Annotated in this window: 24 protein-coding genes and 1 tRNA gene; 13 read left to right on the top strand and 12 right to left on the bottom strand. The window is 56.3% G+C overall.

Going from position 1 to position 25,073, the window contains the following annotated elements:
- Positions 1-49 precede the first annotated feature (49 nt).
- From BQ7486_RS09620 to BQ7486_RS09630, 3 genes are read left to right on the top strand one after another with little or no spacing between them, the layout of a single operon-like run.
- Positions 50-1,927 (top strand): heme lyase CcmF/NrfE family subunit, encoded by a 1,878-nt coding sequence (locus BQ7486_RS09620; RefSeq protein ID WP_074010123.1) that lies wholly within the window; start codon positions 50-52, stop codon positions 1,925-1,927.
- A complete protein-coding gene (locus BQ7486_RS09625; protein ID WP_143183138.1) occupies positions 1,924-2,307 on the top strand; it encodes a cytochrome c-type biogenesis protein in 384 nt (127 codons plus the stop codon). Before BQ7486_RS09620 ends, BQ7486_RS09625 begins: the two co-directional genes overlap by 4 nt.
- A gap of 24 nt (positions 2,308-2,331) precedes the next feature.
- Positions 2,332-2,970: a TlpA family protein disulfide reductase gene (locus BQ7486_RS09630; protein WP_074009856.1), complete on the top strand. Its 639-nt coding sequence runs from the start codon at positions 2,332-2,334 to the stop codon at positions 2,968-2,970.
- 49 nt (positions 2,971-3,019) lie between these two features.
- On the opposite strand, the gene BQ7486_RS09635 is transcribed toward BQ7486_RS09630, so the two are convergent.
- Positions 3,020-3,508: a DUF4186 domain-containing protein gene (locus BQ7486_RS09635; protein ID WP_235836782.1), complete on the bottom strand. Its 489-nt coding sequence runs from the start codon at positions 3,506-3,508 to the stop codon at positions 3,020-3,022.
- Positions 3,509-3,548: 40 nt separating this feature from the next.
- Between BQ7486_RS09635 and BQ7486_RS09640 the strand changes: the two genes are divergently transcribed.
- From BQ7486_RS09640 to BQ7486_RS09655, 3 genes are all read left to right on the top strand, one after another.
- Positions 3,549-4,259, top strand: a complete 711-nt coding sequence (locus BQ7486_RS09640) for an AlkZ-related protein (RefSeq protein WP_074009858.1) — start codon at positions 3,549-3,551, stop codon at positions 4,257-4,259.
- 398 nt (positions 4,260-4,657) lie between these two features.
- Positions 4,658-6,829: an RNA-guided endonuclease IscB gene (iscB, locus tag BQ7486_RS11510; protein ID WP_204207016.1), complete on the top strand. Its 2,172-nt coding sequence runs from the start codon at positions 4,658-4,660 to the stop codon at positions 6,827-6,829.
- Between the two features lie 27 nt (positions 6,830-6,856).
- Positions 6,857-7,135 carry a hypothetical protein gene (locus tag BQ7486_RS09655; protein WP_074009859.1) on the top strand — a complete coding sequence of 93 codons (279 nt, stop codon included), beginning with the start codon at positions 6,857-6,859 and terminating at the stop codon, positions 7,133-7,135.
- 176 nt (positions 7,136-7,311) lie between these two features.
- Here BQ7486_RS09655 and BQ7486_RS09660 read toward each other — a convergent pair whose 3' ends face one another.
- The 6 genes from BQ7486_RS09660 to BQ7486_RS09685 form a co-directional block, all read right to left on the bottom strand.
- Positions 7,312-8,658, bottom strand: coding sequence for an anaerobic C4-dicarboxylate transporter (locus BQ7486_RS09660; RefSeq protein WP_143183139.1), 1,347 nt, complete (start codon positions 8,656-8,658; stop codon positions 7,312-7,314).
- A gap of 304 nt (positions 8,659-8,962) precedes the next feature.
- Entirely contained in the window at positions 8,963-10,213 is a 1,251-nt protein-coding gene (locus BQ7486_RS09665) for a dicarboxylate/amino acid:cation symporter (protein WP_022373562.1), read from the bottom strand.
- Positions 10,214-10,504: 291 nt separating this feature from the next.
- Positions 10,505-11,689 carry an MFS transporter gene (locus BQ7486_RS09670; protein ID WP_074009860.1) on the bottom strand — a complete coding sequence of 395 codons (1,185 nt, stop codon included), beginning with the start codon at positions 11,687-11,689 and terminating at the stop codon, positions 10,505-10,507.
- A 119-nt stretch (positions 11,690-11,808) separates the two neighbouring features.
- Complete coding sequence (locus tag BQ7486_RS09675; protein WP_074009861.1) at positions 11,809-12,705, bottom strand: universal stress protein; 897 nt, start codon at positions 12,703-12,705, stop codon at positions 11,809-11,811.
- Between the two features lie 250 nt (positions 12,706-12,955).
- Positions 12,956-13,888, bottom strand: coding sequence for a DMT family transporter (locus BQ7486_RS09680; protein ID WP_074009862.1), 933 nt, complete (start codon positions 13,886-13,888; stop codon positions 12,956-12,958).
- A gap of 224 nt (positions 13,889-14,112) precedes the next feature.
- On the bottom strand, positions 14,113-14,841 hold the full coding sequence (locus tag BQ7486_RS09685; RefSeq protein WP_074009863.1) for an RRXRR domain-containing protein: 729 nt from the start codon (positions 14,839-14,841) through the stop codon (positions 14,113-14,115).
- Positions 14,842-14,967: 126 nt separating this feature from the next.
- Between BQ7486_RS09685 and BQ7486_RS11975 the strand changes: the two genes are divergently transcribed.
- From BQ7486_RS11975 to BQ7486_RS09700, 5 genes are all read left to right on the top strand, one after another.
- Positions 14,968-15,132, top strand: coding sequence for a hypothetical protein (locus BQ7486_RS11975; RefSeq protein WP_154666323.1), 165 nt, complete (start codon positions 14,968-14,970; stop codon positions 15,130-15,132).
- A gap of 100 nt (positions 15,133-15,232) precedes the next feature.
- Positions 15,233-16,177 carry a hypothetical protein gene (locus tag BQ7486_RS09690; RefSeq protein ID WP_074009864.1) on the top strand — a complete coding sequence of 315 codons (945 nt, stop codon included), beginning with the start codon at positions 15,233-15,235 and terminating at the stop codon, positions 16,175-16,177.
- Between the two features lie 28 nt (positions 16,178-16,205).
- Positions 16,206-16,682, top strand: a complete 477-nt coding sequence (locus BQ7486_RS11785) for a hypothetical protein (RefSeq protein WP_143183141.1) — start codon at positions 16,206-16,208, stop codon at positions 16,680-16,682.
- Positions 16,594-17,244 (top strand): GntR family transcriptional regulator, encoded by a 651-nt coding sequence (locus BQ7486_RS09695; protein WP_074009865.1) that lies wholly within the window; start codon positions 16,594-16,596, stop codon positions 17,242-17,244. Before BQ7486_RS11785 ends, BQ7486_RS09695 begins: the two co-directional genes overlap by 89 nt.
- Before the next feature lie 2 nt (positions 17,245-17,246).
- Positions 17,247-18,038: an SDR family NAD(P)-dependent oxidoreductase gene (locus tag BQ7486_RS09700; RefSeq protein WP_074009866.1), complete on the top strand. Its 792-nt coding sequence runs from the start codon at positions 17,247-17,249 to the stop codon at positions 18,036-18,038.
- Here the strand turns inward: BQ7486_RS09700 and BQ7486_RS09705 are convergent.
- The 3 genes from BQ7486_RS09705 to BQ7486_RS09715 all read right to left on the bottom strand — a co-directional run bounded on the left by BQ7486_RS09705 (position 18,035) and on the right by BQ7486_RS09715 (position 20,663).
- Positions 18,035-19,522, bottom strand: coding sequence for an ATP-binding protein (locus BQ7486_RS09705; RefSeq protein WP_074009867.1), 1,488 nt, complete (start codon positions 19,520-19,522; stop codon positions 18,035-18,037). The genes BQ7486_RS09700 and BQ7486_RS09705 overlap by 4 nt on opposite strands.
- Complete coding sequence (locus BQ7486_RS09710) at positions 19,519-20,211, bottom strand: response regulator transcription factor (protein ID WP_074009868.1); 693 nt, start codon at positions 20,209-20,211, stop codon at positions 19,519-19,521. The genes BQ7486_RS09705 and BQ7486_RS09710 overlap by 4 nt, the downstream gene beginning before the upstream one ends.
- 95 nt (positions 20,212-20,306) lie before the next feature.
- On the bottom strand, positions 20,307-20,663 hold the full coding sequence (locus BQ7486_RS09715) for a NirD/YgiW/YdeI family stress tolerance protein (RefSeq protein ID WP_084765886.1): 357 nt from the start codon (positions 20,661-20,663) through the stop codon (positions 20,307-20,309).
- A 441-nt stretch (positions 20,664-21,104) separates the two neighbouring features.
- Here BQ7486_RS09715 and BQ7486_RS09720 point away from each other — a divergent pair, with 441 nt between their 5' ends.
- Both BQ7486_RS09720 and rarD read left to right on the top strand, forming a co-directional pair.
- On the top strand, positions 21,105-22,724 hold the full coding sequence (locus BQ7486_RS09720) for a hypothetical protein (RefSeq protein ID WP_074009869.1): 1,620 nt from the start codon (positions 21,105-21,107) through the stop codon (positions 22,722-22,724).
- A 39-nt stretch (positions 22,725-22,763) separates the two neighbouring features.
- Positions 22,764-23,663, top strand: a complete 900-nt coding sequence (gene rarD / locus BQ7486_RS09725) for an EamA family transporter RarD (protein WP_074009870.1) — start codon at positions 22,764-22,766, stop codon at positions 23,661-23,663.
- Between the two features lie 45 nt (positions 23,664-23,708).
- Here the strand turns inward: rarD and BQ7486_RS09730 are convergent.
- Both BQ7486_RS09730 and BQ7486_RS09735 read right to left on the bottom strand, forming a co-directional pair.
- A tRNA-Glu gene (locus tag BQ7486_RS09730) sits at positions 23,709-23,784 on the bottom strand.
- Between the two features lie 107 nt (positions 23,785-23,891).
- On the bottom strand, positions 23,892-25,061 hold the full coding sequence (locus BQ7486_RS09735; protein WP_074009871.1) for a THUMP domain-containing class I SAM-dependent RNA methyltransferase: 1,170 nt from the start codon (positions 25,059-25,061) through the stop codon (positions 23,892-23,894).
- Positions 25,062-25,073: the final 12 nt, after the last annotated feature.

Raw genomic sequence — 25,073 nt, forward strand, 5'->3', positions numbered from 1 at the left:
ACTCGTTTTGCGCGCAGGCCGTAAGCCTTGCCGCAGCAGGAGAAACACGGTGATTCCTGAGCTTGGTCTCTTTTTTCTGACGGCGGCGGCAGCGGCAGCGCTTGTCACGGCCGTCTTTTGTTTTTACGGTGTTGCCAAAGGCAATGTCTTTGCCCGTGACTTCTGGCGGGCAGGGCTCACCTCGGCCGTGATCTCTTTTTTTGCGGCAAGCATCTGCCTGACGGTGAGCTTTCTCACCGATGATTTTTCGGTTGCCTACGTTGCGCAGAATTCCAACAGTGCGCTTGCTCCTGTCTATAAGTTTGCCGCCTTCTGGGGCAGTCACGAAGGGTCGTTTCTGCTGTGGATTGACATGATTGCGGCGGCTGCGGCAACGGCACTTTTTTGCGCGCCCAAAGACGCCCTTTTGAAAGCCGCAACCGCGGCGGTGAGCTCTGCTGTGCTCGCGGCTTTTTCTCTTTTTTCGCTGTTTACTTCAAACCCTTTTGCGCGGCTTCTGCCGCTCGTTCCCAAAGAAGGCAGAGACCTCAATCCCATTTTGCAGGACGTCGGGATGATCGTGCATCCGCCGCTTCTGTTTGCAGGATACGCGGGCCTTACGATTGTGTTTGCCGTGGTGGCGGCGCTTCTGATGACGGGCTCGGCTGATGCGGCAAGACGCCGTTTCCTCAGAGGGCTTGTCTTTGTGACCTGGGCGTTTCTCACCGCAGGCAACGCTTTGGGCAGCTGGTGGGCCTACACCGAACTCGGCTGGGGCGGCTGGTGGTTCTGGGATCCCGTGGAAAATGCGTCCTTTATTCCGTGGCTTGTGACCACGGCGATGCTGCACGCCTTTGTTCTTCAGAAAACCGGGACATTCCGGCTTACGGTTTTTCTCGCGCTCATTTCCTTTGCGCTCTGTCTTTTCGGCTCCTTTATGGTCCGTTCCGGCATCGTTCAGTCGGTGCATGCCTTTGCCGCTGATCCCGCGCGCGGTGCGGCACTACTGATTCTGAGCGTGGTGCTTCTGGTGCCGGCTTTTGTGCTGTACGCCGCACGGATTGAAGGGTTCACGAAACATGAGGCAGAGGCTCAAGGCAGCCCGGGCGGCGTCTTTTACTTTACGGTGACCGCCGGGATTTATCTTACGATTGCGGCAGCCGCAAGCGTCTTGATCGGCACGCTTTATCCCCTGATTTATGACCTCTTCGCGCTCGGAAAAATATCCGTGGGGGCGCCTTACTTCAACGCCTTTTTTGCCCCGATGACGATTGCCGCGGCCGTTTTGATCGGCGTGGTGCAGGCGGCAAAACTTCCGCGCCTGTTCTCTGTCTGTGCGGCTGTTCTTTCACTGGCGGCAGCTGCAGCAATCGCCGCCCTTTTTAAGCCCTCAGACCTGGTTCTTACGGTGCTCGGGTTTGCAGGGGCCTTCTGGGTGGCATCTACCGCCCTAGGGGCCGCAGCAAAACGCAGCATCAGCGCTGCTGCCGTTATTGCGCATCTAGGGCTTGCGGTGAGCATGGCGGGGGCCACCGGGACCTCAAACTACGAAACGGAAAACCTTCTGAGAATGGGGCCGGGGCTCGGAAAACCCATTGCCGACCTTATCTTTGTCTACGATGAAACAAAGGACGTCGTCACCCGCAACTACCGCGCAAAAGAAGCGCAGATACTTGTGATGAATGAGAAAGAAGAGGTGCAGTTTACCTTGCGGCCCCAGCGTCAGACCTTCACGACTAACGGCATGGAAATGACGGCGGCAGGGATCCGGCACGGCCTCTGGCGCGACATTTATGTGTCGCTCGGTAACGAACTCGGTAACGGCGAATACCTGGTGAGAATCAGCATCAAGCCCCTGGTGAGCTGGCTTTGGGCGGGGGCGCTTCTGATGCTTCTCTCGCTGCCCCTGGCGTATATCGGACGGCGCCGTAAGGAGACTCAAAAGTGAAACGACGGACAGTGCTTGCGGCTGGAATTTTCGCGTGCATGACGGCACGGGCCGAAGACCCCGGCAGACAAAGGCGAAACCTTGCCATTGCGATTTCCAAGGAACTCAGAGATCCGGCAAGCGCCAACTACACGCTTTTTGAAAGCGAAAGCTCGATTGCCGGGGAACTGAAGGCCGAAATCTATAAGCAGCTTGCCGAAGGCAAAACCCGGGAAGAAATCCTCGCGTTTTTCACGGCTCGCTACGGTGAACAGATCCGCTACGACCCGGCTTTAACGGGCGGCACGGCTCTTTTGTGGGCGGCACCCTGGGTGCTTTTTGCCGCCGCGGGCGCTGCTGCCTTCTGGCGCTTTAAAAGGCGTCGTCAGACGAATGAATAACAAACAAAGACCCTGAGGAACACTATGAAGAAACTTTGGATTGCACTGGCAGGTGTTTTGGCAATCGGTGCGGCACAGGCTTCTATCTTTGATGCGCCGGTCTATTCCACCGGTAATCAGCTCAAAAACCGGCCGCTTGCGTTTACCGACTTTAAGGAACTGGCGGGAGCGCACCCGGCGGAAAACCTGTCATTTGAAGGCATGGACGGTAAAAAGCACGCAATCAGTGACTACAAGGGGAAACTCTTGATTCTCGATATGTGGGCGAGCTGGTGCGATCCGTGCCTGCGCTCGATTCCTTTGATTACCGAACTGCAGAAAAAGTTTAATCACGACCCCAAGAGCAAGGTGCGCTTTTATTCGGTGAGTATCGATGAACCGGGGACCGACGTGAAGGATTTCCTCGAAGAAAATAAGTTCCGTGGTTTTGAGACGTGGCTTGATCCGGAAAAGTCTATTTTCCGCATCATTCCGAGTGATGTGGTCCCGACGGCTTATTTCTTTGACGGCAAGGGTAACCTCGTGGGCTTTTTGCGGGGTTACGCCGACTGGATGGGCGAGGGCGTTGAAAACTTTCTGATCCGTATGGGTGAAAAGTACGCCGATCCCACGAAAATCAAGCCGAAGGTGAAGCCCCCGGTGCTGCCGCAGGTAACGCGTTAAGTGCGGGTAAGGCCGGTCTTTGCAGAAAGTCCGGCTTTTTTGTGCCCGGTCAGAAGAGCTCTGGCTGCGGCGAGACATCCTTTTTCGTCTTTTTGGAGCGCTCGGGCTTAGCGGGTTTGGCAAGATCGGCTCTGATCCAGGCGATGATGAGTTCGATTACAAAAGCTTTTTCAGCATCTGTGAGCGCGTGTCCGGGCGTAATGCCGTGCCACTTCATCAGACAGGTGCGGCAGCAGCAGGCCGTGGCGTGCTGGGCGGTAAAGACGGGATGCCCCTTCATCGGCGTCTGATGTCCGTCGTTGGCGATTTGGGCGGGGGCAAGGCGCTTTGTAATGATCTCAAGCGCGTGCTGCCGCAAAAGGGCGTCGCCTTTTGTCTGCGCCGTTTCCCGGTCTTTGGCGTTTAAGCGGAAGCGGGCGCGGAAGTCTGACTGCGCGAGGTGCGCGAGTTCCCGGGCCATATTGGCGTCCGAGAGGTCTGTGATGAGGCTTTGAAAGCCGCGCCATGTTGCCGGCTGCTCTAAGTGTTGACTAGACATAAAATAACCGATACGCGTCGAAAAAAGGACGGTACGCAAGATGGTTAAGCATAACGCGAAGAAAATAAGCCGCAGTCTCACGGATTCCGAGGCGCTCATCGAAGCCGTGGAACACTTCCGGTTTCTGCCTTTTTTCAAAAATCCGGTGGCAGGCTGGTCCGTTGAGGACATGACGCCCTCAGAGCTTTGGTTTACCGATATTCCGGGACCCTGGGAGTGGAAGGGACCCGTGATCCGCACCGGCGAATGTCTGTACGGAAAGTTTTTCGACAAAAAAGCGGGCTTTGTATTCCGGGATGAATTCCCGAAGTTCGCGGCTTTAAGGCGCGCGCTGATTCCGGAGACAGCAAACCCCAAGGCAGCCGCCCGGGAAGCCTGGGTGCTTGAGCAGCTCTCCCCGGGTGACCCGGTCTTAAGTCTTGAACTCAAAGAACTTTATGCGGAGGAATTCGGATCGGTTTCCGGGCTTGAGACAACGCTGACGCGCCTTCAGATGCACTGCCGGGTTGTGATTGCCGACTTTGAGTACAAACATACCAAAAGCGGGAAACCTTACGGCTGGGGGCTCGCGCGCTTTACGCTCCCGGAATTCATCGCGGGCGAAGCGGCGATTGAAGCGGCGCGGGAAATTGACCTCGGGACCGCTGAAGAAGAGTTCGTCGGTTTGCTGTGCGCAGACTGGCCACATGCGCAAGAGGCTGTTGTCCGTGCCGTGGTGACTGGTCGGGCGATTGCGCAGAAATTCCGTTAATCTGCAGTGCTTTTGCCGTGAGACTTGTCGGCTAAGCACTATTTACAGTCTGTGTTCAACCCAGAGAGTACGATGGTGTCATCCGCAGAATAACTTCTTAAGGGAGAGTCCGATCGTCAACTACCCCTGACTGAAGTCAGAGGCTTGGCAACAAGTCTTGGTTGACTAGCCTCAGTCCGTTTTCGGACGGACTCCGTTGGTTGGGAATCCGTTCCGTCGCAAGACGGGACGCAAACAGGCACCGCGGGATGTCGATCCTAGTCCCGCGCTCTGCGGTCTGCGGTTAAAAGCTCTGAGAGGTAGGAGCAGTGCTTCAGACAACAAACCCCTTCCAACATTGGCGAAGGATCACCACCGACCGCAAGGTCGAGCAGACGGAGCCCGCGAGGTATCCGTCAATGGAGAACACTTTGAAAGTTTTTGTGTTGAATATGCGCGGGCAACCGCTCATGCCGTGCTCCCCGCCCAAGGCGCGTAAGCTCCTTCGGGCCGGGAAGGCCGTGCCTGTGCGCCGAACGCCCTTTGTGATTCAACTGACGGTGCCGACGGGCGAAACCAAGCAGCCGATCACCTTGGGTGTGGATGCGGGCTACAAGCACGTCGGCCTGAGCGCAACGACCGCCAAGGAAGAGTTGTTGGCTTCCGAGGTCGAACTGCGGCAGGACGTGACGGGCTTGCTCTCGGATCGCTTGGCACTTCGCCGCGCCCGACGCAATCGCAAGACCCGCTACCGCGCACCACGCTTCGACAACCGCGTTCGATCAAAGCACAAGGGCTGGCTTGCGCCGTCCGTGGAGAACCGCATTCAGGCGCACATATCGCGCATTGAAGCGGTTTGCCGAGTGCTTCCGATCACCAAAATCGTGATTGAAACCGCATCCTTCGACATTCAGAAGATCAAGAATCCCGAAGTCGAAGGCACGGACTATCAGCAGGGCGAGCAGCTTGGCTTTTGGAACGTGCGCGAATATGTGCTGTTCCGCGACGGTCACGTTTGCCAAGCCTGCAAAGGCAGATCGAAAGATCTGATTCTCAACGTGCATCACATTGAGAGTCGGAAAACGGGAGGCGACGCGCCGGGCAACCTCATCACGCTGTGCGAGGCGTGCCACAAGGCGTATCACGCAGGCAAGTTGAAGCAGTTCAGTCCCCGGCGCGGCGCTTCTTTCAGGGCAGAGACTTTCATGGGCATCATGCGTTGGACGGTGCTCAACCGCCTGCGCGAGCGCCATCCCGAATTGCCTGTCACGAATACCTACGGGTATCTGACCAAACACAAGCGCATTGTCGAGGGCTTGCCGAAGACGCATTGCGCGGACGCTTTCTGCATTGCTGGCGTCCTCGACGCAAAACGTCGGGGCGAATACCTGTTTCAGAAACAGACGCGCCGCCACAATCGCCAGATCCACAAGCTGACGATTCTCAAAGGCGGTGTGCGCAAGCGCCATCAGGCTCCGTACCTAGTGCACGGCTTCAGGCTCTTTGACAAGGTGCTGTGCAAAGGGGAAGTCGGCTTTATTTTTGGCAGACGCTCCTCGGGTGCATTCGATGTGCGCCGTCTGGACGGTACAAAGATTTCTGCCGGTATTTCCTACAAGAAACTTTCGCTTCTTGAGANCCGCTACCGCGCACCACGCTTCGACAACCGCGTTCGATCAAAGCACAAGGGCTGGCTTGCGCCGTCCGTGGAGAACCGCATTCAGGCGCACATATCGCGCATTGAAGCGGTTTGCCGAGTGCTTCCGATCACCAAAATCGTGATTGAAACCGCATCCTTCGACATTCAGAAGATCAAGAATCCCGAAGTCGAAGGCACGGACTATCAGCAGGGCGAGCAGCTTGGCTTTTGGAACGTGCGCGAATATGTGCTGTTCCGCGACGGTCACGTTTGCCAAGCCTGCAAAGGCAGATCGAAAGATCTGATTCTCAACGTGCATCACATTGAGAGTCGGAAAACGGGAGGCGACGCGCCGGGCAACCTCATCACGCTGTGCGAGGCGTGCCACAAGGCGTATCACGCAGGCAAGTTGAAGCAGTTCAGTCCCCGGCGCGGCGCTTCTTTCAGGGCAGAGACTTTCATGGGCATCATGCGTTGGACGGTGCTCAACCGCCTGCGCGAGCGCCATCCCGAATTGCCTGTCACGAATACCTACGGGTATCTGACCAAACACAAGCGCATCGTCGCGGGCTTGCCGAAGACGCATTGCGCGGACGCTTTCTGCATTGCTGGCGTCCTCGACGCAAAACGTCGGGGCGAATACCTGTTTCAGAAACAGACGCGCCGCCACAATCGCCAGATCCACAAGCTGACGATTCTCAAAGGCGGTGTGCGCAAGCGCCATCAGGCTCCGTACCTAGTGCACGGCTTCAGGCTCTTTGACAAGGTGCTGTGCAAAGGGGAAGTCGGCTTTATTTTTGGCAGACGCTCCTCGGGTGCATTCGATGTGCGCCGTCTGGACGGTACAAAGATTTCTGCCGGTATTTCCTACAAGAAACTTTCGCTTCTTGAGAAGCGAAAGATGTTTTTAACTGAACTGAGAAAGGAGGGCCGCGATTCCTCCCGCGTCTGAAGACGCGGGTTTCCTCGCGGAATTTCTATGATGCACGGAGTGCAGTGGATTAAGGAACTCATGGCGATGGTGGAGCGCGATAAGGCGGAAAACTCCCCTAAAAGCCTCATTATTCACGACCGCATTAAACCGCTTCTCGGTGAAGAGCTCACCGACAGCCGCAATCTCGGCATGCAGCGCATTAAGGAACTGCTCAGCGGCGGCTGGCCCGGAATTCTGTCGGTGGAACACACCGAAGATATGGCAAAGTTTCTGGAAGAAAATCCGGAAGCATTGAAAAAGCTGCAGAAGGAAGTCTACGGCTAGTTGTTCAGAATCGGCCGTTAAGAAAAAGTCCCGCCCAAGGCACTGAGCCCGGCGGGATTTTTTTCCCTCTGAGCATTATGGAAAAAAGCGGGACCGGTTTTGAGGCCGGTCCCGAAACGGTTGGATCCGCCTTATTACAGGCATCACCACCCAGAGGAAAAGATTAATTCAGGTTCTCAGATGTAGCCGTAGACCATACCCAGACAGTAACCGGTGATCACAGCCGAGATCACACCGATAAGCCCCGGCGCAATGAATGAGTGGTTGATCACGAACTTACCGATGTGGGTTGTACCCGAACGGTCAAACGTGATGGCAGCCAGATCTGACGGATATGTCGGCAGAATGTAGTAGCCGTAGCAGGCGGAAATCATCGCCACGATGATGCCCGGAGGCGTGCCGATGGCAATTGCGGTGGGCACCAGGGTCACGATGGCGGCAGCCTGCGAATTTACCAGTTTGGAAACAAGAAGCAGGGCGATGCCGAAGGTCCAGGGGTGCTCTTGAATGAGGCCGGTGAGACTGCCTTTGAGCTCATTGAGGTGAGCACCGAACATTGTTTCGGCCATCCAGGCCACGCCGTAGACGGAGACAATGGCCACCATGCCTGCATTAAAGACATTGGTTTTGTTGATCTGACGGGCATTGCAGAACAGAACCATCAGGATGCCGGCCAAAAGCATGAACATCTGAATCACGAGCGTCATCGAGAGGCGCTTCTTGCCGACCATGGGCCGCAGTTCGGGAACCGAGCCTAAAACCGCCACAAGAGCAACGATCGCGATGAAGATAAAGAGGCTTGCCCACTGCTGCTTGGTGAATTTTTTGCCGATCAGCGTGGTCGATTCGCCGTAGACGTACTTCTTCTGTTCCGGATCAGCAATCAGTTTCTGGAACTTTTCATCTTTGTCGAGATCCTTGCCGCGGAAAAGCGAGAAGGTGCCGATGAGGAAAATGCCGACGATGGCGGCAGGAATCACGATGGCAAAAAGCTGCGGGAAGCCGAAGAGCTCACCGCCCACCGTGCGGCCTTCAAGCAAGGCAATGATCGTGACGGAGGCAACGGCCGCCGGGCTGCAGATGATGCCCATCTGAGCGGCAATCGTTGAGGCTGCCATCGGGCGTTCAGGACGAATGTTGTTCTTAATGGCAACGTCATAAATAATCGGAAGCATCGTGTAGACAACGTGCCCTGTTCCGCACAGCACCGTCAGGAACCAGCAGATGTAGGGAGCAACGTAGCAGATCGATTTCGGATGACGGCGCAGAAGTTTTTCGGCAATCTGCAGCAGGCAGTCAAGACCGCCCGCAGCCTGCAGGGCGCTGCCCGCGCACACCACGGCCATAATCGTGAGAATGACGTCAACCGGGGGTTTTCCGGGCGTTAATCCGAAGCCGAAGACAAAGACCACCAGGCCGATGCCGCCCATCATGCCGAGCGTCATACCGCCGCGCGGCGCGGCAAAAAACAAACAGGCAAGCAGCACAGCCAGCTGCAGCCAGAAATCAATACCAACTCCCATGATTCTCCTACCGGTTCTTTTTGGTTTTTGAAATGTGTTGAGGCGATTTTGTCCGCTTTTTCTTTCGGCTTAATCGTCCTGCGAAGCGGAAAATTACCATAGGATTACGAAAATAATCTTTTATTTAAAAATAGTATTTAAGTTATAAGACTCCTTTAATCTCCGTCAGCCGGAACCGCTGGCTGACGTCAAGCCGAAAATGTTTTTTTCCTGCCGGTATTGAAAAAACGAGAGGTGTCAGGACAAAGAAAAAGGGCTTTGCCCTTTTTGAGCAAAGCCCTTTGCGTTTAAAGCGGATCGGATATCAGGCCGTCTTGATTTCCTGGCCTTCCATCGGGTCGAGCTTATCGGCATGCATCTGGTGTTCCCAGTTCGTGACGATCAGTGCCGAACCCACGTCGCCCACCACGTTAATGGACGTACGGATCATATCGAGAATACGGTCAATACCGGCGATAAGGGCCACGGCTTCGAGCGGAATGCCGACCTGCGTGAAGACAACCGTCGTCATGATGAGGCCAGCCCCCGGCACACCGGCCGTACCGACAGCGGCAAGAACGCCCATCAGCACGATGGTGACCTGGTCGGTCATCGAGAGGTCAATACCAAAGACCTGCGCGGCAAAGATCGAGCACACGCCCATGTAAACGGCGGTACCGGCCATGTTGATCGTATTGCCCAGAGGAATCGAGAAGTACGAAATGGCTTTTGTCGTGCCCAGGCGGCGGGCCGCAACGATGTTTGCGGGCAGTGCTGCCGCAGACGAGCAGGTCGTAAAGGCGATGAGCCAGGGTTCCGCAATACCCTTGAGGAACGGGATGACCTTGACGCCGGCGAAGATTCTCACGCAGGGAATCAGGATCACGAAGACGAACACAACCGTTGCAAGGAACGAGGCGAGGATGAGCTTTCCGAGCGGAAGCAGCACCGCAAGCCCGTGACGCGAGACCGTAAAGGCGATCAAACCGAACACACCAATCGGGGCGTAGGTCATCACCATGTTGGTCACACGAATCATCGTCTGGCCGATGAGGTCAAAGACCGTGATGAGCGGCCGGCCGTTTTCGCCCAAGGCGGCAAGACCGAAGCCGAACATGATCGCAAAGAAGATGATCTGCAGCATGGCGCCCTTACTGAAGGCTTCCATGGGGTTGATCGGGACGATGTTCAAAAGCGTTTCAACAAGCGGAGGCGCCGTCACGGCCTTGGCCTTGAGACCTTCGGTCGTCAGACTCAGACCGACACCCGGGTCAATCCACTGTGCAAACAGAAGACCGCACATCACTGCGACGGCGGTAAAGCCCGCGTAGCAGATCAGGATCTTCACGGCAACACGGCCGAGTTTGCTGACGTCAGAAATGTTGGCGGCACCGGCGATCAGCGTTGCGATTACCAAGGGCACAACCACCATGCGGATCAGACGGATGAACAACGTACCCAAGGGTTGCAGATACGTCTGGGCGAACTGTGTGTCGACCAAAGCGCCGACGATCACACCTAGAATCAGGCCGATAAACATCTGCCATGCCAGGCCGATTTTCTTTTTGGAAGCCATAAAGAGCTCCTTTGTTTTTAACTGTCAAACTGGAATCGGACAGGCCCGAGCGACGTAGCTGCAAGACCGACGGGCTGTGTCGGATTTGTAAGCAGAACTTTCAGGCCCCGCTTGCAATTGATTGTATTGACTCAGCCCCCGATGGCCTGAAAAAAAGCCCAAGAATTGAAAAATATTTGTCTCAAGTTTGGTTTAAGACAAAAGTCTCGGGGTTTTGTTGCCGAAAACGGACATTTTTCGCATTGAAGGTGTAGACGAATCGGTACAGGTTGTCTCTCTTAAGCAAAATGCTTATGCCTGTTTTTCGGGCTTTTGTGTGCGGCATTTTTTCGCGGAGAGCCAGAGACCTGCGCAGCCCATCAGAGCCGCCATTGAGGCAAAGATGGAAAACACACCCACGGCGGCTGAGAGCACGCCGAAGGCAGGCGGCAGAAACACGTGACAGCCCATCAAAATCGTGACGCGAACGCCGAGGGCCTCCCCCACACGGCCCTTGGGGACAACGCTGTGGAGCAGACTCATCACATTGGGCTGACTCGCTCCGAGCCCGAGCCCCAGCACAAAGGCCACGACAAAAAGCGGAGTGAGCGTTTCAAAGAAGGGAAAGGCAAAGTAGGCAGCGCCCCCCAAAAGCATTGTGCCCGTTAAAAACTGCCACTCCGAGACGTGTTTGGCAATAAAGGCGATGAAAAAGCGCACGATGAAGGTGGCGGCGTAAAAGACTCCGATCAGCCACCCGATTTCGGCTGCCGACAGGCCGATTGCATGCCCGTAGAAGGGGAACATGAAGTTCTGCAGGTCGTAGGCCATCGAAACGAGTGCGTTGATGATGAGAATGACTCGTACGTCGGAAATTGCGAGCAACTCACTGACCTTCTTCTGAACGGGATTGGCTGTTTTTTTCGGGGCATTCGCTTCCCAGTGCCGCGGCAGTTTTCTGAGCGTGAAAAGCACGATACCGATACCGGCCACGGCAAGCGCAAGGCTCGTTATGTAGGAGTAGTGCGCTCCGAGCCGGTCGATGACTTCTCCGGAAACGACCGGAGCCATGAGGCCTGAGGCTGAATAGACCATCGCAAGCCAGGAAAACGCAACGGCACGCTGTTTGGGAGAGGCCGTGTAGCCGGTCAATTCCTGGCCCACAAGCTGCACGGACATGGATCCGAGGCCGCTCACCAGCGCACAGCAGTAAAGGGGAATGAGACCGAAAGTGTCGGCTGCGGCCAGAGACGGAATGAGCGCCGCACAGAAAATACAGAGCGCGCCGAAACAGACCGGTTTTCTCGGACCCACGGCATCGACCCAGCGGCCGTATTTGAGTGCCGCAAGCATCGGGCAAAGCGAGATGAGCCCGATGAGGATGCCGACCTCGGTGCCGCCGGCACCGTGATTAAGCGCATCAAGGCTCAGCGTCAGACGCATCATCGAAAAACTCAGATGCAGGGACAGTGTGTAGAGAAAAACACAGGCAAGCATGCGGCAAATCCGGCAAAAAGAAAACCGACCGCACCGGGCTAAGGGAGGGGCCCGCAATGCAGTCGGTTGCGTTAATTTCAGGCGGGCGTGAGGGAAGACGCCTGCCTGTTAAGGTGAGATCAGTGACGGATCAGCAGGATCGGCACATCACCCTGAGCGGCCACACGCGTGGCGGTGGAGCCCATCACGGCGGACTTGAAGCGCCCGTATCCGTGGCTGCCCATCACGACAACGTCGAGCTTGCGTTTCTTTGCAAACGCCGCAATTTCGTCACCGGGGTTACCCACAAGGCAGATTTCCTTCGGGGCAACGCCGGCTTTGGCTAAAAGCGGACGCACGGGTTCAATGCTTTCGTCAAATTCCTTCTTCTGCAGTTCAATGACTTCAGATTCGGAAAGCGCGGGCAGAGCCATACCGGCCATATCCGGCATCACGGCACCGGCGTAGTCGCTGGTGACGTTGATGAGGTAGAAGGAAGCGCCCTTACCGAAGAGTTCCTTGTGACGCAGCGCGTATTTGACGGCCGCGGTACCGAATTTGGAGCCGTCCACGCAGATACCCACACGCATGGCGTCGGCTTCCGGAGCGGGTTTGTTGCGAAGAATCAGCAGAGGATTCTTGGTGCGGGCAAGAACGCCGTTGGTGACGGAGCCCAGGAAGAGGCCCGCAAGCGCCGTGCGGCCGCGCGAACCCATGATGATGAGGTCAGCCGGAAGGCGCGAGGCTTCCTCGGCGATCTTTTCCGCGGGATCACCCACGATAAAGGCTTCGGTGACTTCGATACCCTGGGCCTTCAGATATTTGCGGGCGGGCTTAAAGATCTTTTCGGCTTCGTCTTCGTAGTAGCGCATCAGGGAGTCCTTGCTCACCAGACGCGCGGCGCGGGCGGGCAGGGGATCCAAAACGACCAGAAGTTCGATTTCAGTCGCGGTACCCAAGAGTGTCGCACGGGAAGCGACAAACGCGAGCGAGTTCTCACTGTAGGAACTGCCGTCAATGGGAACGAGGATTTTCATAGGCTTGTATCCTTTACAAGAATCATCTTCAGCCTCAGGTTCTCGGCCTTTGTAAGCGTTGCCTGATAGTAAGCCGATAAGCCGGGCAACAGGGAGAAAGCTCCCCACTTGATGAAGTTATACCTGACTCAGGGCCAAACGGAAATAAAAAAGCGGGTTCGTTTGGATTTTATTGCGCCGAGTGTTGTGTTGACACAAACAATCATGCAAAAAAGTCTTTGAAATCCGTCGCCGCAGGTGCTGTTGCGGCTCAGTGCCGGCGCCTGAAAAATTTAAGCGCCCCCTGCACCAGGATGATCCCGGCAAGAACGCACACCGACCCCGTGACAAAGGGCCATCCGACTTCTTCCCCGAGAATAAGGACGCCGAACAAAACCCCGAAAAGCGGTGTTGCAAAAACAAGGACGCCCAAGCGTGCCGCAAGGTAGGTTCTCAGTAGCCGGCACCAGACGAGGTAACTCGCAAATGAGACGATGAAGGTCTGAAAGAGAAAGCTCGACCAGCCGGTGAGTGCCGGAGAAAAGGTCGTCTGTCCGGTGCAAAGCGCCGTGGTGAGGAGAAAAACAAACGCCGCAAGAAGCTGCCAGAAAAGCATCTGTGAGGGCGCGGCCGTGTTCATCGTCGTGGTGCGCATGAAGTAGGTGGTCAGTCCCCAGGAAATGCCGGAACCCAACCCCAGAAGGTCTCCGAGCCACCAAAGATCACCGGAAGAGCGCGGTTGGTCACCGGTAAGTGCCGGCACCAGAAACGCGACGGCAATGCCGGTAAACGCAATGAGTACGCCCAGCCACTGCAACGGGCTTAACCGCTCTCCCGGCAGTTTCAGCGAAAGACCCACGGCAGCAAAAAGGGGCGCCGTATACAGAAGCACAGACATGTGGGCGGCACTCGTAAAGCGCAGGCCCTCGGAGACAAAGAAAAATTCGAGCGTAAAGCCGATCCCGACCTTAAGGCAGTCGGCAAAGCGCACTGCCGGGTTCCAGGGATCCTTAATGACGAAACGCACCGCAAGAAGCACCAAAAGCGCCGCAATGCCGGATCTCAGCGCCACCTGAAGCATGGGGCTGATTTCGCCGGCAGCGGCCTTGATCGCCGTCTGCTGCAGCCCCCAGAGGGCACACAAAACAACGGTAGTAAGGATTGCGGAGGAGTCAATGGGCTTGCGTTCGCCGGGGACTGCCATGGGAAGACACACAAAGGAAAAGACAGAACGAAGCCGCGAATCTTAGCGGTTTGCACGCGCTTTGGCGCTTGTGCGCGCGTGCCTGGTGCAAATCAGAATTTTCGGGCGTTTTTTGAGTGTTTCTTGTTTTAAAACAATAATTTGCAGGATAAAAATGCAAATTGGGACAATACACGCGCGCCGCGAGTAATAATCATAGAAATTCCGCGAGGAAACCCGCGTCTTCAGACGCGGGAGGAATCGCGGCCCTCCTTTCTCGGTTCAGTTAAAACCATCTTTCGCTTCTCAAGAAGCGAAAGTTTCTTGTAGGAAATACCGGCAGAAATCTTTGTACCGTTCAGACGGCGCACATCGAATGCACCCGAGGAGCGTCTGCCAAAAATAAAGCCGACTTCCCCTTTGCACAGCACCTTGTCAAAGAGCCTGAAGCCGTGCACTAGGTACGGAGCCTGATGGCGCTTGCGCACACCGCCTTTGAGAATCGTCAGCTTGTGGATCTGGCGATTGTGGCGGCGCGTCTGTTTCTGAAACAGGTATTCGCCCCGACGTTTTGCGTCGAGGACGTCAGCAATGCAGAAAGCGTCCGCGCAATGCGTCTTTGGCAAGCCCGCGACGATGCGCTTGTGTTTGGTCAGATACCCGTAGGTATTCGTGACAGGCAATTCGGGATGGCGCTCGCGCAGGCGGTTGAGCACCGTCCAACGCATGATGCCCATGAAAGTCTCTGCCCTGAAAGAAGCGCCGCGCCGGGGACTGAACTGCTTCAACTTGCCTGCGTGATACGCCTTGTGGCACGCCTCGCACAGNGCCTGAATGCGGTTCTCCACGGACGGCGCAAGCCAGCCCTTGTGCTTCGATCGAACGTGGTTGTCGAAGCGTGGTGCGCGGTGGCGCGTCTTGCGGTTGCGTCGGGCGCGGCGAAGTGCCAAGCGATTCGAGAGCAAGCCCGTCACAGAATTTCCCGCAGGAAGCCCGGGGCTTGAGCCCCGGGAGGAATGCGGGCTTTCGATTTTTTTAATCTTGGCTCAAACGCAGCCAAACCATGCACATAGTTTTCGCTTAAGGCATATTCAGCCGCTATGAAATCGTGTACACCGTCCTTTGTCATCGAGCTGGGCCTGAAAATCGGAGAGGATCAGGAAAGTGCACTGGAGACCTACTTCTCCGATGCACGCCAGCTCTTCAATGCTGTTCTTGGAACAGCAAAGAAACGCGTGCGCGCCATGAAAAGCACTGAAGCATGAAAGCTCACGGCCGCGATGCCCAAGGGCAAAGACCGTAACAACCGGTTTAAGGAAATTCAGAAAGTCCGCCCACCTTTCCGAGTATGTCCTGCATGATGTCGTGAAAGAGCACCGTACCAAGGGCGGCTTTACAAAGCGCATCGGCATCAACGAAGCGCAGAAAATTGCCACACGTGTCTGGCAGGGCATTGAGCGCCGGCTGCTTCATCAGGGCGGTCAGCCGCGGTTTAAGAGTGCTAAACGGGGCTTGCACAGCGTTGAGGGAAAATCAAACAAAACAGGGTTGCGTTGGAAGGCTAAGACGTGGACGCTCGAGGTTCTGGATCTGGTGATAAAGGCTGAAGCGCCGGATGCCTGGCAGAAAGAAGCTCTTCTTTCAGCAACAGATCCGTCCGGCTTTAAGCGTGTCAAATACTGCCGTCTTGTCCGGCGGATGATCCGCGGCCGTATGCGCTACTTTGTTCAGCTCATTGTCGAAGGCGTACCGCCCGTCAAGCACGTTTATGCTCCCAAGGATCTCAAGGTGGCTGTTGACCCGGGCCCGAGGACCATGACTTTTTACAGCCCCGAGTGGCAGCAAAAGATTTTGGTGAGCGCGGGCACTGTCTCTCAGGAAAAGGAGATTGCGCGTCTTTTACGTGCCATGGACCGCTCCCGCAGAGACACGAATCGGGAGTGCTGCAACGCGGACGGCACCGTTAAAGCCGCCGGAAAAACGATTGTCTGGAAGGAATCCAAGACCTATAAGGCAACAAAGGCCAAACTTGCGGATCTGTACCGCCGCCAGGCGGAAACCCGCCGTTGCCTGCACGGCGAAGTGATTAACCAGGTGTTCGGCAGGGCCGGCACCGTCATTGTGGAGAAGAACTCATACAAAGCATTTCAGAGAGCCGGATACGGCAAGAGTTTGGGCAAAAGCGGTATTGCAGGATTGATAACCCGGATGACAAGTAAGGCTGAAAGCGCCGGCTGTTGTGTGGTGAAAGTCAGTCCCCGCAAAACTGCGCCCGAGTCAGCACGATCCCGAAACGGGAACGTACCGTAAGAAGGCTCTTTGGGAGAGAAGTCATCAGTTGGGAGACACGGACTGGTACATGGACCGCGACCTTGCGGCCGCCATGAGCCTGTATTTTGCGGATCCCGCCACTGACAGCTACGATCTGAAGGCTAAGCAATCAGCGCTTGCGAGGCTCAAACAAGTCTCAGGGAACGCCGGATCAGTAGTGCAGTACAAACCAGCGAATCGGCAAGATGAAGCAGTCCTTCGCCGGAACCGACGGATCGAGCTGATGAAGCCCGTACCCGTAGAGCGGTTGCGTTTTAAATGTTCCTGTGGCGCAGGGGACGCCCGGGCAGACAAGGCCTCAAAAACCTTGGCTGTTTGCGGGAAAGCCTGCACCGTGTCAGGAAACCCCGCGCTTTCAAGCGCGGGTTGGTTAGAGCGCCATTGCCGAAGGGACCGTGCGTCCCAAAGAGCAGCTGCCGCCCTTAAGAAGCCTTGCCGGCATTCTGAAGGTGGGTTTATCTACCTTAAAGCGCAGCGTGGATGAGCTTACGAGCGAAAACTTTCTTGAAAGCCGTCCGCGTGAAGGCGTCTTTGTCGCAAGCATCAACTTGCACGGTTTGGTGAACCGCTTTGATCGCTTCCAGGACCGTGACAGTAACTTTTATGCGTTTGATCATGAGGTGTTTGCGGTTGTCAGAGTGCCCGCAGAGCCTGAAATTGCCGAAGTGCTCGAGCTCGCTCCTGACACTGATCATGTCTGGAAGATTAAGCGGCTTCTTAAAAGCAACGGTGAACTCATCATTCTCGACGAGATGTTTTTGAATCCCCGCTGCTTCGGTGAGGAGGTCCGCGAAAAGATTGAAAGACTTGATCCCGGGCAGTCGATGTACGCTTACTTCGAATCGGAGTTCTGTCAGAAGATTGCCTCCTGCAGTGACGTGCTGCGCGCCTCGTTTGCCCAAGGAGACCTCGTGGGTTACGGTTTTCTTGAAGGCAGCTGCGTCGTTATTCTTGAGCGTGTAGCACCTAACCCCAAGGGTGAGGTGCTTGAATTTCGCCGCATGACGGCGGTGGCTTCAAAGGTTCAGTTTGCTGTTGAGGATTAATTGTGGCGAAGTGGTGCATCGTAACGGGAGCGACATCAGGTATCGGCCGGGAGCTTGCGCTTCTGGCCGCAGCGGACGGATTTTCTCTGATTGTCGCTTCCCGCAGCGGCGAACGCTTAAGGTCGGCTGCCGATGAATTCAGGCGGGCAGGAAGCCCGGAGGTTCTGTTTTTCCCCATGGATTTGAGTAGCGCAAAAGCTGCTCAAATGCTTTGGGCATATGCGCAGGAGAAAGGCATCACGCCTGAGATTTTGGTTAACAACGCAGGCTTTGGCGTCTACACCGATGCGGCTGACGCGGATAACCTTGAGCGGGTCACCCGTATGATGGGACTTAACGTGGAAGCGCTTACCGTGCTTTCAATGCTGGCCGCGCACGCGATGCGTGAGGCCGGCAACGGCCGGATTCTCAATGTGGCTTCGGTTGCAGCCTTTGCGGCGTGCCCGAAACTAGCGGCCTATGCGGCCACAAAGTCCTATGTGCTTTCCTTTTCCCGGGCGCTTGCCGAAGAACTCAAGAGTACGGGCGTCACTGTGACGGCGCTTTGCCCGGGCTATACGCTCACGCACTTTGCCGATGCCGCGGGTGTGGCGCCCTCAGCGGGCTCAGACATCATCGCGCGTTCAGCCCGCGAGGCGGCTTTAACCGGCTGGAAAGCTTTGCGTTCCGGAAAACCCGTTGTGATTGACGGTGCCCTCAACCGCCTTTGTGTCGGGCTCATCAGGCTTCTTCCCGCGGGATTTGTGACCCGGATTGCGGGCAGGCTTCTCACGCGTTTTGCCCGCGCCGCCTAAAGCGCTTTTTTCAGTGTGAGCGTTACCGTGAGGCCGGTCTTTTTCACCGCATCGGTCCAGTCAAGACTGATTTCGGTGCCGGTTTTCTGAGCGATGGTCTTCACGATGGAAAGCCCGAGGCCGGTGCCCGTTTCTTTGCTGCCCAAAATCCGGTAGAAAGGATCGAAAATCCGCCCGCGCTCTTCGGGCGCAATCCCCGGGCCGCTGTCGGCCACGCAGATGCGGATACAGTCGGCAGCATCTGTGACGCTTACTTTGACCGTGCCGTTTTCAGGCGTGTACTTGACGGCGTTCTGAACGAGGTTGCGCACCATCGTAAAGAGGTCGCTCTCCCCGACGGCCGCTGTGAGTTTGTCCGCGCCCGGTGTGTCAAGGCCTTCGGCCTCAAAGTCAATTGACTTTTCATCGGCTGCCCAGTAAAGCTCCTCCATCACCGAGGCAATCACCGTAAGGCACCCGGCACGCGCGGGTGCAGCGGACTGGGTGCCGTCTGCAGCCTGAGCGCGTTTCAGGGCCAGAAGCTGCGTAATGAGGTCGGTTGCGCGGCTAATGCCGTTTTGCAGCGATGTGACGCGGTCTCTGACGTCTTTACTCATTTTGCAGGCGGCAAGGCGCTCGGCCTGCAGTGAGAGCGCCGTCATCGGACTTCTTAATTCGTGCGCGGCGTCCGCGGTAAAGCGCGCTTCGCGTTCCCGGAGCGCCTGCACGCGGGCTAGAAGCCGGTTCATGGCTTCAACCGAGGGTTTTATCTCCTGCGGAATGCCTTCCGTCCTGATTTCAGAGAGGTCTTCGGGCTTGCGGGCGTTGATTTCCTGTGCAAAGGTTTTTAAGGGTCTCAGGCTCTTCCAGAGCACAAAACCCAGTATGAGAAGCATCACGGGCGCAAGCATCAGAAGGGGCGCCGTGGAGACAAGGGCTGTGAAAAGCACCATTTCGTTACGCTCTTCAAGATTTTGCGCGGCGGCAACGTGCGTGCCATCGGAAAGCGTTCTGAAGTAGATGCGGTAGGGCTGACCGAAAAGTTCAGCGGTGTGCGCGCCGTCTTCATAGGTTCGGGTAAAGGTGGTCGTTAAGGCGCGGCCCCTGCCGTGTAGAAGCCGCACCGTTACGGGTTGCCCGGCCACAAGCACGGCGTTACCGTTGTCGTCATCGGCTTCATAGCGGTCTTCAAAGTCATCGTCATCCATCGTGAGTGCGGCAATGGAGGGCTTTGACGGGTCGTAGCCCGGGGCGCCCGGGCCGTAAAAGCCGCCGACGGGTTCGGGCGGAAGGACTTCCCCCATATCCATGCGGCCTGCAACGACGTCGCGGGAAATGAGCCCCACAACCTGTTTGAGGGTGTGGTCCTGTTCGTCTTCGGCACGCTCCCAGGCGGCAAAAAAACTCACCGTGCAGGCAACGACGAGAAAGACCGCGAGCGTGGCGCTGCACCACAAAAGAGAGCGCCGGATGAGCGAATTTTTTTCAAAAAGCGTGCTTTTCATGCGGCTTTCTCTTTCTGCACCATCCAGCCAAGGCCCCGGATGTTGCGGATGACGCCTGCGCCGAGCTTTTTTCTCAGGCCGTAGAGAATAAATTCCAGGGCGTTGCTTTCGGGTGTTTCGTCCGGGTAGAGGCGCTCTTCAAGAGCCTGGCGCGAGAGAATGGTCCCCGGGCGCGTCAAAAGCGCTTCCAGAAGCTCAAACTCTTTTTTGGAAAGAGCGGTTTCTTCTTTTCCGGCCGGGCCCGTGACGGTCGCGGTTTTGGTGTCAAGCCGCAGGGTCACGATGCCGTTGGTAAGTTCTGCGGCAGCCTGTGTATCCGCGGGCGCCGGGGCTTTGCGGCGCAGCACCGCCCGCATGCGCGCAAGAAGCTCACTCATGTGAAAGGGTTTTAAAACGTAGTCGTCGGCGCCCGCGTCAAGCCCGGCTAACCGGTCTTCAAGCGCGTCGCGGGCGGTCATCACCAAAACCGGCGTTGCCGTATCCTTGGTCCGCAGGTCCCGCAAAAGCGCCATCCCGTCGCGGCCGGGCAGCCCCAGATCAAGAAACACAACGTCAAAGGTTCCCGCCGCAAGCATGCCGCCCGCTTCCCAGCCGCTTTTGGCCCAGAGAACATCGTAACCCTCGTCCGTGAGGGCTTCGCGGACGGCTTCACCGATCATCGGATCGTCTTCAACAAGAAGTATGTGCATGGCGGACTCAGAAGGTTGGGTGGCTGCAAAATACGGACAAAGCCGAAGTATTCGCGACCGGAATACTTCGGCAGGATTTTAAGAAGCGTATCCGGTTAGCGGATCACGGTGAGGCGGTGGGCTTCGACTTCGTTGGGTTTCATGATTTCCGCGTCGATTTCGCCTTCAACGCGCACCTTTGTGTTGCTGTCGACGCGCTGGCCGGCAAAGATGCGGTCATCAATTTCCACGACGATCGTGCCGGTTGCATCACGCAGCGTGTACTTGTCGTTGCGGACCTGGTTGATGAGGTTGCCTTCAAGCACCACCATCTGGTCGTCGCGGCCGTTGTCCAAAACCTGTTTGACGGTCGTCACGGGCTGGCTCTGGCCCACAAACTGAGCCTGGGCGGCGCCGATCGAGAAAACGGAGAGAGCAGCGGCAGCGAAAGCAAGGGGCTTCATGTTGGTCATTTTTGTGTTTCCTTATTAAGGGTTGGTTTTTTCGGTTTCGTTTCAAGACTCAGCGGTGCTGTGTCTTTCTTTGTGCTTCGCAGTTTATGGAGCCGGAATTAGCCGACACCTAGATGCGGCCTAAGTCTTCACTAAGTGAAGGTAACGAATTGTTTCTGCTAGGCGCTTTTCCACCCGAAACGCATTCTTAAAGGTGCTCTGCGTATACCTTTGTATCGTCCGCCGGTGCCTTATTTTCTCTATTTAAATCAGTTAATTAAATAAACTGATGGTCTGTTGCAGATGACGGGGAGAGAGAAGTTTTCTCCGTCACAGAATTTCCCGCAGGAAGCCCGGGGCTTGAGCCCCGGGAGGAATGCGGGCTTTCGAAATTTTTTTAATCTTGGCCCAAACGCAGCCAAACCATGCACATAGTTTTCGCTTAAGGTATATTCAGCCGCTATGAAATCGCGCACCCCGTCCTTTGTCATCGAGCTGGGCCTGAAAACTGGAGAGGATCAGGAAAGTGCACTGGAGACCTACTTCTCCGATGCACGCCAGCTCTTCAATGCTGTTCTCGGAACGGCAAAGAAACGCGTGCGCGCCATGAAAAGCACTGAAGCATGGAAGCTGACGGCCGCGATGCCCAAGGGCAAAGACCGCAACAAGCGGTTTAAGGAAATTCAGAAGGCCGCCCGCCTTTCCGAGTATGCCCTGCATGATGTCGTGAAAGAGCACCGTGCCAAGGGCGGCTTTACAAAGCGCATTGGCATCAACGAAGCGCAGAAAATTGCCACACGTGTCTGGCAGGGCATTGAGCGCTGGCTGCTTCATCAGGGCGGTCAGCCGCGGTTTAAGAGTGCTAAACGGGGCTTGCACAGCGTTGAGGGAAAATCAAACAAAACAGGGTTGCGTTGGAAGGCTAAGACGTGGACGCTCGAGGTTCTGGATCTGGTGATAAAGGCTGAAGCGCCGGATGCCTGGCAGAAAGAAGCTCTTCTTTCAGCAACAGATCAGTCCGGCTTTAAGCGTGTCAAATACTGCCGTCTTCTCTGGCGGATGATCCGCGGCCGTATGCGCTACTTTGTTCAGCTCATTGTCGAAGGCGTACCGCCCGTCAAGCACGTTTATGCTCCCAAGGATCTCAAGGTGGCTGTTGACCCGGGCCTGAGGACCATGACTTTTTACAGCCCCGAGTGGCAGCAGAAGATTTTGGTGAGCGCGGGCACTGTCTCTCAGGAAAAGGAGATTGCGCGTCTTTTACGTGCCATGGACCGCTCCCGCAGAGACACGAATCGGGAGTGCTACAACGCGGACGGCACCGTTAAAGCCGCTGGAAAAAAGATTGTCTGGAAGGAATCCAAGACCTATAAGGCAACAAAGGCAAAACTTGCGGATCTGTACCGCCGCCAGGCGGAAACCCGCCGTTGCCTGCACGGCGAAGTGATTAACCAGGTGTTCGGCAGGGCCGGCACCGTCATTGTGGAGAAGAACTCATACAAAGCATTTCAGAGAGCCGGATACGGCAAGAGTTTGGGCAAAAGCGGTATTGCAGGATTGATAACCCGGATGACAAGTAAGGCTGAAAGCGCCGGCTGTTGTGTGGTGAAAGTCAGTCCCCGGAAACTGCGCCCGAGTCAGCACGATCCCGAAACGGGAACGTACCGTAAGAAAGCTCTTTGGGAGAGAAGTCATCCGTTGGGAGATACGGACTGGTACATGGACCACGACCTTGCGGCCGCCATGAACCTGTATTTTGCGGATCCCGCCACTGACAGTTACGATCTGAAGGCTGAGCAATCAGCGCTTGCGAGGCTCAAACAAGTCTCAGGGAACGCCGGATCGATAGTGCAGTACAAACCAGCGAATCGGCAAGACGAAGCAGTCCTTCGCTGGAACCGACGGATCGAGCTGATGAAGCCCGTACCCGTAGAGCGGTTGCGTTTTAAAAGTTCCTGTGGTGCAGGGGACGCCCGGGCAGACAAGGCCTCAAAAACCTTGCCTGTTGCGGGAAAGCCTGCACTGTGTCAGGAAACCCCGCGCTTTCAAGCGCGTGGGTTGTTTAGGGTGCGTTTTTCTTAATTTGCGCTAAGCTCCTGCCGTGTATTCGCGGCAGGCAGTATGCAGACTTCTTCTCGACTTGTTGGTTTTACCGGAGCACTGACGGCGTATCTGTGCTGGGGATTTATGCCCGTGTATTGGCGGCTTCTTTCAGAGGCCGCAAGCTGGGAAGTGATTGCCCACCGCCTCATTTGGTCGCCGCTGGTGATCCTTGCATTACTCCTTCTGCGCGGAAAATTTTCCGGCATCGCGGCATCCGTGCGGCTCCTGGCACGGGAGCACCGGCAGCTCTTCTTTCTTTTTTGCGCGGCAGGTTTTGCGGCACTCAATTGGTGGATTAACGTCGTGGCGGTGCAGCAGGCCCGTGTTGTCGAACTCGGGATCGGGATGTTTCTGACGCCTCTGATGTCAATCTGTTTCGGTGTGGTGCTTTTTCGGGAAACACTGGGAAAACTCAAGGCCTGGGGCGTTGCGGCAGCAGGTATCGGCATTGCGGTGCTCATCGCCGGCTACGGCACGTTCCCGTGGATAGCTTTGGGCGTGTCTTCAACCTGGGCCGTCTACGGAGTTTTTAAGCGTGTGCTCACCTTGGATCCCTGGATCAGCAACATGCTCGAAGCCTGCCTTCTGGTGCCTGCGGCGGTGATTTATGTCCTTTGGCTGAACCAAACCGGCGCCGGCCACTTTCTGGCGGGAAATGAGGTTCTCGCGCTTGCCTTAATCGGTACGGGTTTTGTGACGTCGGTCCCGATGATTGCCTTTGCTTACGCCGTGCAGAATCTTCCGATGACGGTCTTCGGGTTTTGCCAGTACTTAAACCCGATCCTGACAATGACCGTGGGGCTGGTGATTTTCGGTGAGCCCTTTAACGACGCATTTGCCGTGCCGCTTGCGCTGGTCCTCGCGGCCGTTGCGTGCTTTGCAGTGTCGGAAATCCGGGCGGCAAAAAGCTCGAAATGACAGGCAACAAAAAAGCCGCTCATGCGCGGCAATTATTGCCTGAAATGGCGTCCCCATGGGGATTCGAACCCCAGTTCTAACCGTGAGAGGGTCATGTCCTAGGCCTCTAGACGATGGGGACATCGAGGCGTTTGAAGGGCGCAATTCTATCAATCCGGGCTGACTCCTGCAAGTCGCGAAAAAAGCCCGGAGCGGTCGGATCCGGGCTTTTCAAAGCTGACAGAGGCTTCAGGCCTTGCGGTAACTGCCGGCGACGAGATCAAACCGGAAGAAGCGGCATTCCAAGGGGCCGTTATAAAGCGGCACTTTCCGGGATTCGGAAAGCCGCATCTGACGCGGCAGCTGCCTGTCGCTGGTTAAAAGCCACGCAGTCCACCCGGCAAAGTTGTGCTTTAAGTTGTCCGAGACGTCCTTCATCATGGCGGCAACCGATGCGCTCTTGGGGTTGGACTGTTCGCCGTACGGAGGATTGGCAATCACCAGACCGTGATCCGCGCACGGAGTCACGGCGCGGGCATCGCACTGCGTAAAGGTAAGCCGCCCGTCTTCGAGCATGGCGGCAAGGCCCGCGCGCTCTGCGTTTTCACGGGCCTTTCCGACCACAATCGTTGAAATGTCGCTGGCGGCAATTTTGACAGTCGCGTGACGGTTGACGGCCGCCTTGGCGTCGTCCTTGAGTTCCTGCCAGGCGTCCTTATCAAAGTTCACCCAGTTTTCAAAAAGGAAACGGCGGTTCAGACCTGGGGCCGTGTTGGTTGCCGTGAGAGCGGCTTCAATCGCAACAGTGCCCGAGCCGCAGAAGGGATCGGTTAACGGCATCTCAGGCGTCCAGCCCGCGATTTTCAGCAGCCCCGCAGCCATGTTTTCCTTTAAGGGGGCTTCGCCCTTATCACGCCGCCAGCCGCGCTTAAAGAGCGCCTCGCCGCACAAATCGAGATAAAAGATGCAGTAGCGCTCGCTCACGTAGGCAAAGACGCGGATGTCGGGCGTGACGCGTTCCACGTCGGGTCTGCGGTTAAAGAAGTGCACAAACCGGTCGCAGATGCCGTCCTTGATGCGTAAAAGCGTGAAGTCGAGCGACGTGAGGGGACTGCGGCGGGCGTTCACATCCACGCGGAAGGTCTGATCCGCCGTAAACCAGTTTTCCCACTTGGTGCGGCACGCGAAGTTGTAGATGTCTTCTTCGTCGCGGTAGTCGGAAACACCGAGACGCATCAGAATGCGGCTTGCGATGCGGGACGTGAGGCAGGCGCGCATCGCGCAGACCATATCAGCCTCAAAGACAATGCCGCCGCGCTCGAGTTTGAGGTTTGTGCCGCCGGCATCTTTGAGTTCTTCTGCAAGATACTCTTCAAGCCCCAGGGGACAGACGGCGTAAAAAGACAGTGGTTTTGCCATAACAATACCTTT

It is taken from the genome of Duodenibacillus massiliensis, assembly GCF_900128485.1.
Lineage (GTDB): Bacteria > Pseudomonadota > Gammaproteobacteria > Burkholderiales > Burkholderiaceae_F > Duodenibacillus > Duodenibacillus massiliensis.